The 15,432-nt window shown below is 70.9% G+C and carries 8 protein-coding genes; 5 read left to right on the top strand and 3 right to left on the bottom strand.

Going from position 1 to position 15,432, the window contains the following annotated elements; all coding sequences use genetic code 11:
• Positions 1–124 precede the first annotated feature (124 nt).
• On the bottom strand, positions 125–6,418 hold the full coding sequence (locus OG381_RS02780) for a non-ribosomal peptide synthetase (protein WP_327714462.1): 6,294 nt from the start codon (positions 6,416–6,418) through the stop codon (positions 125–127).
• 443 nt (positions 6,419–6,861) lie between these two features.
• Between OG381_RS02780 and OG381_RS02785 the strand changes: the two genes are divergently transcribed.
• The 4 genes from OG381_RS02785 to OG381_RS02800 all read left to right on the top strand — a co-directional run bounded on the left by OG381_RS02785 (position 6,862) and on the right by OG381_RS02800 (position 11,362).
• Positions 6,862–8,055: a PP2C family protein-serine/threonine phosphatase gene (locus OG381_RS02785; RefSeq protein WP_327714463.1), complete on the top strand. Its 1,194-nt coding sequence runs from the start codon at positions 6,862–6,864 to the stop codon at positions 8,053–8,055.
• A 563-nt stretch (positions 8,056–8,618) separates the two neighbouring features.
• Entirely contained in the window at positions 8,619–9,878 is a 1,260-nt protein-coding gene (locus tag OG381_RS02790) for a ricin-type beta-trefoil lectin domain protein (RefSeq protein WP_327714464.1), read from the top strand.
• 309 nt (positions 9,879–10,187) lie between these two features.
• Positions 10,188–10,589, top strand: coding sequence for an aminotransferase class III-fold pyridoxal phosphate-dependent enzyme (locus tag OG381_RS02795; RefSeq protein ID WP_327722368.1), 402 nt, complete (start codon positions 10,188–10,190; stop codon positions 10,587–10,589).
• A gap of 98 nt (positions 10,590–10,687) precedes the next feature.
• Positions 10,688–11,362 (top strand): LysE family translocator, encoded by a 675-nt coding sequence (locus tag OG381_RS02800; protein ID WP_327714465.1) that lies wholly within the window; start codon positions 10,688–10,690, stop codon positions 11,360–11,362.
• Positions 11,363–11,514: 152 nt separating this feature from the next.
• On the opposite strand, the gene OG381_RS02805 is transcribed toward OG381_RS02800, so the two are convergent.
• Entirely contained in the window at positions 11,515–12,360 is an 846-nt protein-coding gene (locus OG381_RS02805; RefSeq protein ID WP_327714466.1) for an RNA polymerase sigma factor SigF, read from the bottom strand.
• A gap of 358 nt (positions 12,361–12,718) precedes the next feature.
• On the opposite strand from OG381_RS02805, the gene OG381_RS02810 reads away from it, so the two are divergent.
• A complete protein-coding gene (locus OG381_RS02810; protein WP_327714467.1) occupies positions 12,719–13,927 on the top strand; it encodes an RNA-guided endonuclease InsQ/TnpB family protein in 1,209 nt (402 codons plus the stop codon).
• 388 nt (positions 13,928–14,315) lie between these two features.
• Here the strand turns inward: OG381_RS02810 and OG381_RS02815 are convergent, their stop codons facing one another.
• Positions 14,316–14,993 (bottom strand): hypothetical protein, encoded by a 678-nt coding sequence (locus tag OG381_RS02815; protein WP_327714468.1) that lies wholly within the window; start codon positions 14,991–14,993, stop codon positions 14,316–14,318.
• Between the last annotated feature and the right edge of the window lie 439 nt (positions 14,994–15,432).

Genomic DNA, 15,432 nt, shown 5'->3' on the forward strand with positions numbered 1-15,432 from the left:
TGGCAGGGCTGAGGGCGTGGGCCGCCGAAAAGGGGGCTGCGGACCCAGGCGGCGGGTGGCGTCCACCGGGCGGGCCCCCTGCCGGGGACCCGCGTACCGGGGACGGCCGGCGGACGGCCGGAGGTCAGAGGTCGGCGGTCAGGGACAGGTCGATCTCGTCGTCGCTCATCTGGGAGATCAGCTCCAGCAGGCGGCGTTCCACCTCGGCAGCGAGCCGCTCGACGGTGGGGTGTTCGAACAGGTCCCTGACCTGGAAGGGGCAGTCGAAGGCGGTGCGCAGCCGGGAGGCGACCGATACCGCGCGCAGGGAGTGGCCGCCCAGCGCGAAGAAGTCGTCGTGGACGCCGACCCGGGGCAGGTCGAGGACCTCGCACCAGATCTGGGCGACGACCGTCTCGGCCGGGGTTCGCGGCGGCACCAGGGTGTGCGTCTCGCGGACCTCGGGCTCGGGCAGTGCCGCCGCGTCCAGCTTGCCCTGGACGGTCAGCGGCAAGGCGTCGAGCAGGACGTACGCCGACGGGATGAGGTAGTGGGGCAGGTGGGCCCGGCAGTGGGTGGCCAGGGACTCCTCGGAGAGGCCGTCGCCGGCGACGTAGCCGACCAGTGCGGGCTCGCCGTGCAGGGTGCGGACGAGGACGGCGGCGCCGCGAACCCCGGGGTGAGCGCGCAGGACCGCCTCGGCCTCGCCGGGCTCGACACGGAATCCGCGGATCTTGACCTGGTCGTCGTTGCGGCCGAGGAACTCCAGCTCTCCGCTGGGCAGTCGGCGCACGACGTCGCCGGTGCGGTAGAGGCGGGCGCCGGGTGCGCCGTGCGGGTCGGGCACGAACCGCTCTGCCGTCAGGGCGGGCCGACCGAGATAGCCGCGGGCCAACTCCGGCCCTCCGACGAGGAGTTCGCCCGGGACGCCGTGCGGGGCCAACTCACCGCGTGAGTCGACGACGTAGGTGCGGCGGCTGCCCAGCGCCCGGCCGATGGGCACCCTGCCCTCCGGGCGAGCCCGCAGGGTGTGCGCGGTGGCCGAGACGACCGCTTCGGTGGGCCCGTAGGTGTTGACGACCGCAACGCCGGGCAGGTGCGCGAACCACCGCTCCAGCGGGTCGGCGGGCAGCGCCTCTCCCCCGGTCACCAGCATCCGCAGAGTTCCCAGGCGAGGGGCCAGCGCGTCCAGGCGGGCCACGAACTCCGCCCAGTAGGACGGGGTCACTTCCATGACGGTGATCCCGGCCGCGGCGACCCGGTCGGCCAGTTCCTCCGGGGCCCAGATCTCGTCGGGCCGCACGAGCACGCTCGCTCCGACGCTGAGCGCGGGCAGGATCTGTTCCAGGGAGGCGTCGAAGGAGGTCGAGGCGAAGGTGAGCACCCGGTCCCGGCAGGTCAGCGCGAACAGCTCGCGGGCGGCGGCGACATGGGCGTCGAGGGCCTGGTGTTCCACCCCGACGGCCTTGGGCCGGCCAGTGGAGCCCGAGGTGAAGATGACGTAGGCGAGGTCGTCGGGACGGGGAGTGTGACGCGGGCCGGCGGCCTGCGGCGGTGCGTCGTCGGCGCTGACGGACCGCACGCCGAGGGTGTCGACGGTGTCCCGGGTGCGCGCGTCGCACACCACGTGCCGCACGCCCGCCTCCTGGAGCATGTGCCGCAGGCGTTGTGCCGGCAGGTGCGGGTCGAGCGGGACGTAGACGCCGCCCGCCCGCCAGACGGCGAGCATGGCCGCGACCGCTGCCACACCCCGCCCCATGCACACGCCGACCGCGTCCGAGGGGGCCGCCCCCGCGGCCACGAGCGCGGCGGCGATGCCCGCGGTGCGGGCGTCGAGCTCGGCGTAGGTGAGGGCGGTGTCCTCGCCGACGACGGCCGTCGCCTCCGGCCGCCCCGCCACCGCGAAGGCCGGCGGCGGGGCGGTGCTGCCACCGGCGGCGGCGAGCAGGCCGCGGCGTTCGTCCGGCGACAGCAGGGGCGCTTCGTCGACGCGTACGTCCGGGCGGTCCACGAGGGTGTGCAGGAGGCGGCCGACGTGGTCGGCGAAGCGGGTGGCGGTGGCCGGGTCGAAGAGGTCGGCCGCGTACTCGACGTTGAGGGCGAAACCGTTGTCCCGGATCACGAAGGTCGCGGTCAGGTCGAACTTGGCCGAACTCCACGGCAGGGCAAGGTCGGTGGCTTCCAGGCCCGGCAGCGCACCACCGCCGGCCGAGGCGTCCTGGACGTCGACCATGACCTGGAAGAGCGGATTGCGGGACAGGTCGCGTTCGGGTCGCAGTCGTTCCACGACCTTCTCGAAGGGGACTTCCTGGTGGTCGAAGGCGCCCAGGACCACGTCGCGGACCCGGTCCACGAGGGTGGCGAGCGTCGGCCGCCCGGACAGGTCCGTGCGCAGGACGACCGTGTTGACGAAGAAGCCGACCAGGGGCTCCAGTTCGAGCCGGCCGCGCCCCGCGACGGGCGTGCCGACCGTGATGTCGCTCTGGCCGGTCCAGCGGGCCAGCACCGCCTGCGCGGCGGCGAGCAGCACCATGAAGCGGCTGGCCCCGTGTGCCCGGGCCAGGGTGTCGACACGGTCGACGAGGTCATGGGGCAGTGCGATCTCGACGGCGCCGCCCCGGCCGGTGAACGCGGCGGGGCGGGGCCGGTCGGTGGGCAGGTCCAGCACCGGTGCGCCGTCGAGGACGTCCTGCCAGTAGGTCAGTTGGGCCTCCATGGCGCCGCTGTCGGCCCGGTCGCGCTGCCAGACGGCGAAGTCGCCGTACTGCACGGGCAGCGGCGGCAGTGCGGCGCGCTCACCCCTCAGGCGGGCGTGGTAGTGCTGGGCGAGTTCGTCCAGCAGGACGCCCTTGGACCAGCCGTCGGTCACCGCGTGGTGCAGGCTGATCAGAACGACGTGGTCGTCGTCGGCCAGTTCCCACACGCCCGAGCGCAGCAGGGGCGGCCGGGCGAGGTCGAAGCGACGGGTGGCGAAGGCCGCGGCGCGTGGGAGGAGCTCCTCCACGCGGTCCTGCCTGTCGGCGGCCTCGGGCACCCGCTCCCAGTGCAGCGGCACCCCGACCGGCGCGCACACCTCCTGCACCGGGCGCCCCTCGCTCTCGATGAGGGCGGTGCGCAGCACCTCGTGGCGGGCGACCAGGTCGTCCAGGGCCTGCTGCCAGGCGGCGCGGTCCAGACCGCCGCGGACCCGCCAGCAGTACCAGAGCAGGTAGGACTCGCCCGTGTCGGAGGTGCGGTCCAGGAACCACAGCCGCTCCTGGGCGAAGGACAGCGGCAGGGGCCGGTCACGGTCGACGGGCACCACGTCGGTGGCTCCCGAGACGCGGGCGTCGGCCACCGCGGGGGCGAAGCCGCGAACAGTGGGGTGCTCGAAGACGGTGCGCAGCTCGACCTCGCGCCCCAGGCGCTGGGCGATCCGGGAGACGGCCATGGTGGCGAGCAGGGAGTGACCGCCGAGGTCGAAGAAGCTGTCGTCCAGCCCGACCCGGTCCAGGCCCAGGACGTCGGCCCACACCTCCGCGACGATCCGCTCCGTGTCGTCACGCGGTGCGGCGTAAGCGGGGCCGACCGCGGTACGGGTGTGCTCGGGGTCGGGCAGCGCGGACCGGTCGAGCTTGCCGGACACGCCGACCGGCAGGGCGTCCAGGACGACGAAATCCGAGGGGACGGCGTGCTGCGGCAGGTGGCGCGCGCACCAGGCACGCAGCTCGGCCCGGTCGGGAACGGCCTCGGCGTCCGCGGCAGGCACCACGTAGCCGATGAGACTGCGGCCGGTGGCGCGGTCGGGACGGGCGGCGGCCTGCGTGACCAGCGGGCAGGCCCGCAGCACCGTCTCCACCTCCCCGAGCTCGATGCGGAAGCCGCGGATCTTGACCTGGTCGTCACGGCGGCCGAGGAACTCCAGATCCCCGCCGGGTGTCCAGCGCACGATGTCGCCGGTGCGGTAGAGGCGTCCGCCGGGCGGCCCGAACGGGTCGGGCACGAAGCGGTCGGCGGTGAGCGCCGGCAGCCCGAGGTAGCCGCGCGCCACCTCTGTCCCGCCGATGAGGAGTTCACCTCCGACGCCGACCGGGACGGGCTCGTCATCGCCGTCGACGACGTACACGCGGCGCTCCCCCAGCGGCCGGCCGATGGGCACGGTGTGGGCGGGCGGGTCGTCGGCGTCGTAGGTGGTGGCGGTGACCGTGGTCTCGGTGGGGCCGTAGGCGTTGCAGACGCGGACACCGGGGACGGCGGCGCGCCACGCGGCGAGGGTGTCGGGCGGGACGGCCTCACCGCCCAGGACCAGCAGGCGCAGGGTGCCGAGGGCGGCGGCAAGGCGACGGTCGAGGGAGAGTGTCAGTTCGGCCCAGTAGGTGGGGGGCACGTTGACGACGGTCAGGGCGTGCCGCTGGACGATCTCGGGAACCTGGGTGGGCAGCCACGGCTCGTCGGGCCGCATGACGACTCGGGCGCCCGTGGTCAGGGCGGGCAGGACCTGGTCGAGGGAGGCGTCGAAGGAGAACGAGGCGAAGGCCAGGACGCGGTCGGCGGCGGTGATGCCGAGGCGGGCGCGGACGGCGGCCACGTGGGAGGCGAGGGCGGCGTGCTCGACGCCGACCGCCTTGGGGTGTCCGGTGGAACCGGAGGTGAAGATGACATGGGCCAGCTCCCTCGGGTGCGGCCGGTGGCGGGGTCCGTCCGGGCGCGGGACGACGGTGCTGGTGTCGAGGCGGACCCGGGCGAGCTCGGCGGCGTCGGCCGCGGTCGCCGGGTCGGTGATCACGCAGGCCAGGTGTGCCTCCTGCGCCATGTACCGCAAACGCTCGGCGGGGAGTTCGGGATCGAGGGGCACATAGACGCCGCCCGCCCGCCAGATGCCCTCGATGGCCGCGACCGACCACAGGCCCCGGCGCAGCAACACCCCCACCGCGTCACCCGGCTCGACACCCGCGGTACGCAGCGCGGCCGCCAGCCCGCCGGTCATCGCCTCGAGTTCCTTATACGTGGCGCTCTCTCCACCGCACCGCAGCGCGACCGCCGCGGGATCGCCGGAGAAGGCGAGGCCGGGCGCCGGACCGGCGGGACGGTCGGGGGCACCGTGCCAGTCGGGGCGAGGCCGGGCGAGCGCACCCGGACGCGCGGGAAGGGCGCGGACCAGCTCCCGTACCGGCGTGTCGGGGGCGGCCAGCACAGCCCGGATCAGGGCCACGTACGCCTGGGCGAAGACGCGCATGGTGGCGGCGTCGAACAGGGCGGTGGCGTACTGCAGGAGTGCGGCGATGCTGCCGTCCGCACGCAGGGTGAGGTCGAGGAAGACGTCCAACGGGGTCTCGGACAGCGGCGGTTCGACCAGAGAGACATCCAGGTCGGGCATCCGCACCGGCTGGATCGGCGCGTTGAGAAGGGTGAACGACGCCTGCGCGAGCGGGTGCCGGGACAGGTCGCGGGAGCCGCCGAGGGCGCCGACGACGAGGTCGAACGGTGCCTCGGCGTGCGCGAGATCGACCGGGACACGGCTGCGCACCCGGTCCAGCAGGCCGGCGAACCCCGGCGCGCCACCGAGGTCGGACCGCAGTACGACGGTGTTGACCAGCGGACCGATGAGTCCTGCGGCACCGGGCCGGGACCGCTCGGCCAGGGTGCTGCACACCGCGACGTCCTCGCGACCCGCCCAGTGCCCGAGAAGCACCTGGTAGGCGGTGAGCAGGAACATGTACCGGGTGGCACGGCGGGAACGGGCGTAGGAGTCGACAGCGGCGACCACGTCGGCGGGCAGATCGAAGCGGACGACGTCACCCGCGCCGTCCCAGGTACGAGGCCGGGGCCGGTCCGTCGGCAGGTCCAGCGGAGCGAGTCCGGACAGACGCTCCCGCCAGTGCGCGAGCAGGCGCTCCAGCCGCGGGCCACGCAGACGCTCCACCTGGGCGCGCGCCAGGTCGCTGTAGGAGACGGCGGGCGCGGCGACGGCCTCACCGCGGTACCCGGCGGCGAGTTCCTCCAGCAGCACGCCCCAGGACCAGCCGTCCACGGCGATGTGGTGCACCTCGACCAACAGCAGGTGTTCGTCCGCCGCGACGCGTGCGAGGACGGCCCGGACCGGGTGCTGCGCGGCCAGGTCGACGGGCCGCCCGAGGTACCGGCGGTACAGCTCGTCCGGACCACTCACCTCGGCGCGTTCCAGGACGATGCCGGCCGAGGCGTGGACCACCTGAACGGGTTCACCGTCGACGGCGGTGAACCTCGAGCGCAGCACCTCATGCCGGTCCACGATCGCCGACAGCGACCGGTGCAGCCGGTCCACGTCCAGGGAACCGCTCAGCCTCAGGACCAGCGGGAGCATCGACCCGCTGGAGGAGCCGGCGAGCTGGTCCATGAACCACAGTCGGCGCTGGGCAAAGGATGCGGTGCGGGTTTCGACGCCGTCCAAGGCCCTCTCGGGGGCCGGTCCTGCTGTCACTGTGAGCCTCCAAGCCGTGTTTTGCAGCAGACTGCCGTCGGCGGCCAGGGGCCCATAGGGAAGAAGACGCAGCACCGCACGCAGAGCGTGCTGCCGGACCGGCTGACCGGCAGGTCAAGTGCCGGCCACCGCATCCGGACACGGCAGCCATGACGTGCGCTGATGCACGGATCGTGATCTTCACCCGTGCCACCGGGTCAGTCGGCGAGGCCCTGTGGAAGCTGTCCCTGTCGACGATGTGCCGACCGTCCAAGGTGAACACCTGGCCTGCCGGAGCCTCACCTGCCTCGCGGGATGAGTTCCAGCGCTCGTTCCCGCCGCCCGACGGCCCCCGAACCTGTTCATACCGATCCGGCCCGCCATCCTGACCAGGCAAAATGGGCCGACCAGGTGAGGTTGCGCAGACTCGGGGAAGAAGGTGCGGCAACCGACAGGAGGTTGCTGTGAAGGGTGGAGACCTGGAACTGGGCGAGCTGCTGGCCGCTGCGGAAGCGGCCCCGCCCGGTGAGTCCGTCGACGTCGTGGCACACGACCTGCAGAAGCGGTTCGGTGCCGAGAGCGTGTCCTTCCTGTTTGTCGACCTCATCGGCCAGCGGCTGGTCCGCCTCGCGGCGGCCGGCGATGTGCCCGCCGACCCTGGCGAGCCGATCGACCTGCAAGGCAGCGTCTACGACAGCGTGCTGCAGAGCCAGCGCCAGCATGTGGATCCGGACGGCCAGGGCGGACAGCGCGTCATCACGCCGGTCACCAACCGCGGCGACTGCATCGGCGTCCTGGAGCTGACTCTGCAGTCCGCGGACGACACGGTGCTGCGACAGGTCCGCGACGCGGCACACGCACTGGCCTACATCATCGTCACGGACCGGCGCTTCACCGACCTGTACCACCTGGTCCGGCGCACCACCGAGACCAGCCTGGCCGCGGAGATCCAGCATCAGCTGCTTCCCTCGGCCCCCTGCTGCGAGGCGGCCCAGTTCACTCTGGCCGCCGGGCTGGTCCCGGCCGACGACATCGGCGGCGACACCTACGACTACACCCTCGACAGCGACACCCTGCACCTGTCGATCACGGACGCGATGGGGCACGACACGAACTCCGCGCTGCTTGCCACCCTGCTGGTCGGTGCGCTGCGACGGGCACGCCGCAGCGGCTGCGACGCCCTCAAGCAGGCCGACCACGCCCACCAGGCCCTGCTGAGCCACAGCCGCGGCCTGGCCACCGGGCAGCTGCTGTGCGTCGACCTCGAAACGGGCCTGTGCGAACTGGTCAACGCCGGCCACCCCCGGCCGCTGCTGATGCGTGACAACACCGTCGAAGAGGTGGAACTCGCCGTCAACCTGCCGTTCGGTGTGTCGGCACCCACCCCCTACCACCTACAGGAACTGCAGTTGCTTCCCGGGGACCGCCTGGTCCTGCTCACCGACGGCATGCAGGAACGCGGTGCCGCGGCCGTCGACCTGGCCGCGGTCGTTCACGACACCCGCGCGCTGCACCCGCGAGAAGCCGTCCGGAGCCTGACCGCCGCGGTGATCGACGCCTGCCACGGCAGCCTCGAGGACGACGCCACCGTCCTGATACTGGACTGGCACTGCAATCGCAGTCGACCGGCCGAAACAAGACCCGACCCGCAGCGATGAGCCGTAACGGCCCACTCCCTGAGTCTGAGAGGGCGTCAAGTCCGCTTCTGCTAGCGGCCCCGTCCCGGTTGGGTGAGGAAGCCTTGGCGGTGAGGCGTCCGAGGCGGCTGCTCGCGACGTTCACCGGGTCGTCGGTGGCCATGCCGAGGACTTCGCGCAGTGCGCTGGTCTCGGGCCCGGGCGGTCCGATGCCCCGCGGCTCGCTCTGATGCTGCGGGGCGGTGCCGTCCGTCGCCGGATCGGGTGCCCGAGGGACATGTGAGAACAGCTTCTGACCCGGTCCCGGTCGGCATGTCCCGGCAGCAACTAAGCGCTACGCCCCACGCTTTGGCCGCCGACGGCGATGTAGATCAAGACAACCTGTTAGTGATCTGCAAGCTCTCTTCCCTCCGCCGTGCGGAGGAACGGAATCCGGCCATCCGGGGTTCTTGACGGGTATCAATTGGTCCGTACCTGAGTATTGACTCCCCCTTATTTCACTCCTTAAATCAACAGGCGAACCCTTCACCCCCACCCCGATCGGCTCACCTGTGTGCTCGATCGCCGCTTGGAAGGACAGACACGTGGCCTCCCCACGCCTGCTCCGCAGATGCCTGTTCGCCGCCTTGTCCGCCGTGTTGGTCGCGTCCACCGCGACCGGCGCGGCCCATGCGGATCCATCGGACCTCTCCGCCTCGCCCTCGGATGCCTCCGCCGCCGCAGTGGTGTTCTCCGACACCTTCGACGGCGCCGCCGGCAGCGCCGTCAACTCCTCCAAGTGGTCACTGGAGACCGGCGACAACGTCAACAACCACGAGCGCCAGTACTACACGTCCGGCACCAACAACGCGGCCCTCGACGGCCAGGGCCACCTGGTGATCACAGCCAAGAAGGAGAACCCGGCCAACTACCAGTGCTGGTACGGGACGTGTCAGTACACCTCGGCCCGAATGAACACCTCCGGGAAGTTCAGCGCGCAGTACGGGCACGTCGAGGCCCGGATGAAGATCCCGCGCGGACAGGGCATGTGGCCCGCGTTCTGGATGCTCGGCACCGACATCGGGTCGGTCGGCTGGCCCAACTCGGGCGAGATCGACGTCATGGAGAACGTCGGCTACGAGCCCTCCACGGTCCACGGCACCATCCACGGACCCGGCTACTCCGGTTCAGCCGGCATAGGCTCCGGCTACACCCTGCCGAACGGTCAGGCCTTCGCCGACGCCTTCCACACCTTCGCCGTCGACTGGGCACCCAATTCGATCAAGTGGTCGGTCGACGGCGTCGTCTACCAGACGCGCACGCCCGCCGACGTGGGCGGGAACACCTGGGCGTTCAACAAGCCGTTCTTCCTGATCCTCAACCTCGCGGTCGGCGGCTACTGGCCCGGCGACCCCAACAGCTCCACCGCCTTCCCGGCCCAGCTGGTGGTGGACTCGGTGTCCGTGACCACGAGCACGACAGCCACCGGCGTGCCGATCCGCGGCCTTGCCGGCAAGTGCGTGGACGTCGCCGGGGCGAACACCGCCAACGGCACCGCCGTACAGCTCTACGACTGCAACGGTTCCGCCGCGCAGCAGTGGACCGTGGGCTCCGACGGCACGATCCGCGCGCTCGGCAAGTGCCTGGACGTGACCGGTGGCGGCACCGCCGACGGCACCATGACCCAGCTCTACGACTGCAACGGCTCCGGCGCCCAGCGGTGGGCCGTCAGCTCGGCGAACGACATCGTCAATCCACAGGCCAACAAATGCCTGGACGTGACCGGCAACAACAGCGCCAACGGCACCCGGCTACAGATCTGGACCTGCTCAGGCGCCGCCAACCAGAAGTGGACGGTTGGCTGACCGAGCCTCGAAAGCCACAGCTCAGGGGCTGACGCTCACCACCACACCGGTCAGGCCAGCGCGCCGGGGCGGGCGTAGCGCTGTCGTACACCGTGCCGGTGCCCTTCGACGATCTGGAGGACGACGACAAGCGGGCGGGCGGGCGGGCGGGCGGGTTGCCCGGCTCGTCCGGTCGCTGGACGCCGTCCCCTAGGACGGGCCGCCCGCGGCCGCAGTGAGGGAGACCATGCGGGGTGAGGTCGGGCCCACCCGGCCCATGCGGCCTGGCTGAGAGCACCAGCCTCCTGGGCTCGGGGCCACGGCACGCTGCTGGTGGTGGACGACATCCAGATGGGCTGCGGCCGCACCGGACCGTTCTTCCCCTTCGAACCGACCGGAATCGCCGCCGACATCGTCTGCCTGCCCAAGCCCATTAGCGGGCACAGGATGTCGATAGCCCTCACGCTGATGCGTCCCGAGTACGACGTGTGGAAGCCCGGCGAGCACGACGGCACCTTCCGTGGTGACAAGCCGTCGTTCGCGGTCCGCGCGGTGTGTGACGCCGCGTGCCGGGGCGGTCTGCTGCTGGAGACAGCTGGGCCCCACGACGAGGCGGCCAAGGTCCTGCCGCCGCTGACCGTGACGGACGAGCAGCTGGAACTGGGCCTGGGCCTTGGAGGGCTGGACGACTCCGTCGCCTCGACCGTCGGCAGGCGGACTCTCGCGGCCTGAGCGGGGAACCCCACCTCTTGGATGAACGCCCCTCGCACTGCGGACCGGCCGCAGCGCCGGTGAAGAACCGGCCGCAGGGCCAACGAAAGGGAGAACGGATGTCGGTCGACCTCGTCGGCTTCCTCGGCGTAGTGCTGGTGGCGTATGTGGTCCCCGGACCGGACTTCCTCGTAGTGGTGAGATCGGCCACCGAGCATCCCGCCAAGGGCCGCGCCGCGGCGCTGGGCGCCCAGACCGGACTGTGTGTGCACATGCTCGCCGCCGCGGTCGGACTGTCGCTGATCGCCGCCCGCTCACCGGCGGTCTACAACACCATCAAGCTGCTGGGCGCGGCCTACCTCGTCTACCTAGGCGTCCGGGCCGTGCTGGCCGCGCGACGGGCCGCTCGCAAGCGGGCCGCCGGACGCGAGACGGTCGGCGGCCTGGAGCACGGCGCCGACCCGCGAACTCCGGCGGAGGACGGCCGGGCCCACGGCCGGTGGCGCTCCGGCTTCACCCAGGGCTTCCTCACGAATGTGTTGAACCCCAAGGCGGCGCTGTTCTTCCTCAGCATCCTGCCGCAGTTCGTCGACGGGGGCGGTTCGGCATCGCGACAGATCTTCTTCCTCGGCACCCTGGACATCGTCATCGGTGTCGCTTACTGGTTCGCCCTGGTCGCCGTAGCCGCGCGGCTACGGGCGTTCCTCGCCCGCCCGAAGGTCCGCCACCGCTGGGAGCTGACGACCGGCTGGCTGTTCATCGCCGTCGGTATCGGCGTCGCTGCGGCTGCCTAAAAGCAGTGCTTCGGCAACGCGGGTCGGCGGGTTCTGTTCGCGTCACTGGAGACCTCGCGCGGCACGCCAGGGGCGCAGCACCGCAACTGCGCCCCGAGCCCCGGCCACGCCGCCCATCCGCCCGTCCCGCCCTACCTCGCGGGCGACAGGTGTCAGCTGGTGGTGAGCATGCCTTCGCGCAGTCGGGCAAGGGTGCGCGACAGGAGCCGGGAGACGTGCATCTGGGAGACGCCCAGGCGTTCGCCGATCTGTGCCTGGGTGCATTCTTCGACGAACCGCATGTGGATGATCTGTCGGTCGCGCTCGTCGAGTTCCGCGATCAGCGGGGCGAGGGCGTGGAAGTCCTCCACCAGCTCCAGGTCTGTGTCCTGGGTGCCGATGAAGTCCTGCAGGGCGGCTTCGCCGTCCGCGCTGTTGCTGATCGTGGCGTCCAGGGAGGAGGAGTTGTAGCCGTTGGCGGCCAGGCGGGCCTCGCGGACCTCGTCCTCGGGCAGGCTCATCAGCTCCGACAGCTCCTTGACCGTCGGGGTGCGGCCCAGTCGGCTGCGCAGCTCCTCGGTGGCACGGGCCAGCTGGACGCGGGCTTCCTGCAGCCGGCGAGGGACGTGCACGGCCCAGGTGGTGTCACGGAAGAACCGCTTGATCTCACCGACGATGTAGGGAATGGCGAACGAGGTGAACTCCACCTCCCGGGACAGCTCGAAGCGGTCGATCGCCTTGATCAGCCCGATCATGCCGACCTGGACGATGTCCTCCATCTCCTCCGGCCCACGGCTGCGGAACCGGCCGGCCGCGAAGCGGACCAGGGACATGTTCATCTCGATCAGCGTGTTCCGCGCGTACTGGTACTCCGGGGTGCCTTCCTCCAGCACGGCCAGCTGCTGGAAGAACAGCTTGGACAGTTCACGGGCGTCCTTGGGTGCCACCCGGGACGGGTCGGCGACCTCGGGCAGCTCGGCCGTCCGGGTCTGTGTTGCCGCCATGCTCATGGGCGCCATGCTGTTCCCCTCCCAATTCGTTCCCGCCGCCGCGACCGACCTAAGCGGCCGACGACGCATCGCCTACCCCCATGTCCTGCCCCTACTCCCCCATCATCTCGGCCTGCAGTGGAGCAGAGGTCTGCGGACCGGTCCGCGACCCACGGCAATGTTCGTGTCGCTCGGTCGTCCCTCTCGCGCCACGGCTCCCCCGTCATCGGGTCTGTCCTTCGTGGATACCCCGGCCGTCAGGCCGGGGAGGAAATGAAGCTCCTGCGGAGCAGGGCAGGGGAAGCCGGTTGGCCGCCAGGGCGGACCGGTGTGCGCCGTCCACCGGCTGACACCCGCTGCCCACACGGAAGTTGATAGAGTGTGAGACGTGACGCGGCAGGTCAAGCGGGCGTTCAAGTACCGCTTCTACCCCACCGGCGTGCAGGCGGCTGAGTTGTCGCGCACGTTCGGCTGTGTCCGCCTCGTCTACAACAAGGCCTTGGAGGAGCGCACGCGGGCCTGGTACGGCGAGCAGCGCCGCATCTCCTATGTGCAGTCCTCCGCCGCGCTGACGCAGTGGAAGAAGACCGAGGAACTGGCCTTCCTGGCGGAGGTTTCCTCGGTTCCGCTGCAGCAGGCGCTGCGCCATCTGCAGACGGCGTTCGGGAACTTCTTCGCCCAGCGTGCACAGTACCCGCGCTACAAGAGCCGCAAGAAGTCCCGCGCGTCGGCCGAGTACACCCGCAGCGCCTTCACCTGGCGCGACGGGCGCCTGACGCTGGCGAAGATGGCCGGCCCTTTGGACATCCGCTGGTCGCGTCCGCTGCCGGAAGGTGCCGAGCCCACGACGGTGACGGTGTCCCGTGACGCGGCGGGTCGCTGGTTCGTGTCCCTGCTGTGCGAGGACACCATCGCCCCGGCCGCCGCCGCCACGGCGGCCGTCGGCCTGGACGCCGGGATCACCTCCCTGGTGACCCTGTCCACCGGGGAAAGGGTCGCCAACCCGAGGCATGAGCAGCGGGATCGAACACGGCTGGCCCGTGCGCAGCGGGAGTTGTCGCGCAAGGCGAAGGGCTCGGCGAACCGCGAGAAGGCCCGCCGCAAAGTCGCCCGCGTGCATGCGCGGATCGCCGACCGGCGCCAAGACTTCCTGCACAAGCTGTCGACTCGACTCGTCCGCGAGAACCAAACGGTCGTGATCGAACACCTGAGCGTGCGCAACCTGCTGAAGAACGGCACGCTCGCACGCGCCATCAGTGATGCGGCCTGGACGCAACTGCGCTCCCTGCTGGAGTACAAGTGCGCCTGGTACGGGCGCGAGCTCGTGGTGGTCGACCGATGGTTCCCCAGCAGCAAGCTGTGCGGGAACTGCGGCACGGTCGCGGCGAAGATGCCGCTGAACGTCCGCGAATGGACGTGCGCCTGCGGCGTCGTGCATGACCGCGACATCAACGCGGCACGCAACATCCTGGCCGCCGGGCTGGCGGCATCTGCCTGTGGAGACGGTGTAAGACCTCAACCGGAGTCCTCCCGGACGGGGCAGTCGTCGGTGAAACAGGAACCCCAGCGGGCGACCGCCGGAATCCCCCGCCTTTAGGCGGGGGAGGAAGTCAACGATTCACCCCATTGTCCTGTACGGCAGGCCCATTGACCCCAGCTGGCGGCGCATAGTCAGACAGCAGCTCGGCGCCCAGGTCCGCGACTGAGTACCACTCGTCGCCGATGCGGCCCTGGTCTGCGCCCGGCTCTACGATCAGCTTGTCCTCGACCATTGCGTAGAGGCACGTGGTCCAGGCTCGTGCCATTGCGTCGGCCCGGTCGATCACGCGTGGTCGTCATCGAGCACCGTGCGCATGTCCCTGAGGGCCGGGGTCCTTCGCCCCTGCCGGACAGCCAGCCGCGGATCACATCACCAGACTCCAACCAACATGGCCGATTCCTGCCCTGTTGACACTCGCATCACCCGGATCCACTGACCGGTCCCTTCAGTTCTCGGGGTTGACCTTCGAGGCCAGAGCGATCAGCCCTGCCGCCGACGCGATGAGACCTCCGGCCAGTTCCTCGTATCCCTGGAAATAGGCGATGGGGATGGCAATGACGCAGGCTGTTCCGACCAGGACGATGACGCGTCCGATGAGCCGCCGGAACCTGCCCGGCTGCGGAGGGTATTGAGGGTTCGGCGGGTTTCCCCCGAAGGGAAGGGGGCCCGGCCTGGGTTTCCAGCCCTCGTCCAGGAGTCGCACGAACTCCGGGTGGTGTCGGGCGTAGCCCAGGCGGTGGGGTGCCAGGCGCCGCCATGGCAGCCCACCATGCCTGATGGCGAGCCAGGTGAATCCCGGCAGGCAAGCCAGGGCTGCCCAGATCCCTGCGACCGTCCGCTCTCCGGTCGAAGCCGGCAGAATGCCGAGGAGTCGGTCCAGTTGGCCGCTGGCCGCGTAGGCGATCAGCGCGGCGATGGAGAGCACCGCCGCGGTCTGCTCGATCTGGTGTCCGGTGTGGCAGCGGGCGCAGCGTGGCACGTGTACGACTTCCTGGCGCCACTTGGTGCGCAGGACAATGATCCACCGGGTCATGGTCGTGTCGGCGTCGCGGTGCAGCCCCTCGACACGGTCGTGCCACGACGCCGGAGTGGCTTTCCCACAAAACCAGCACTCCCGCACCACGACTTTCCTCTCCCCCTACGGCCAGTCCCGCTGGTGAGGATGGTATCGATGCCGGTCCGGGACTGGTCCCGCTCAGCCGGGACGGTCCGTCGCCCGTACCAGTCGGTTCAGTGGATCGGAAGAACTGCTCTGAGTGATTCTGACATTCGTCACAGACCGTCACAGATGTCCACATGACGTGGGACGCCACCCGGCCGTCCGAGCGGCTCAGACGTCCAGAACACCGCCACGGTCAGCAGGAAGGACCACCGTCCGTCGGCCGCGCACGCGGACACCAGCGCGTCCAGGCCCTACAGCCCGCCAATCGACATACCGAGCAGGCCGATGAGAGAGCGGGGCACGATCCCGAGCGCGGAGGTTGCGGTCGACCGACTGGCGTTCTTCTCCTCGGCGAAGCCGCTCAACAGAAAGCGCCGCCGGGATGACGATCCGGCCGCCC

Origin of the sequence: Streptomyces sp. NBC_00490 (assembly GCF_036013645.1) — a bacterium.
Lineage (GTDB): Bacteria > Actinomycetota > Actinomycetes > Streptomycetales > Streptomycetaceae > Streptomyces > Streptomyces canus_F.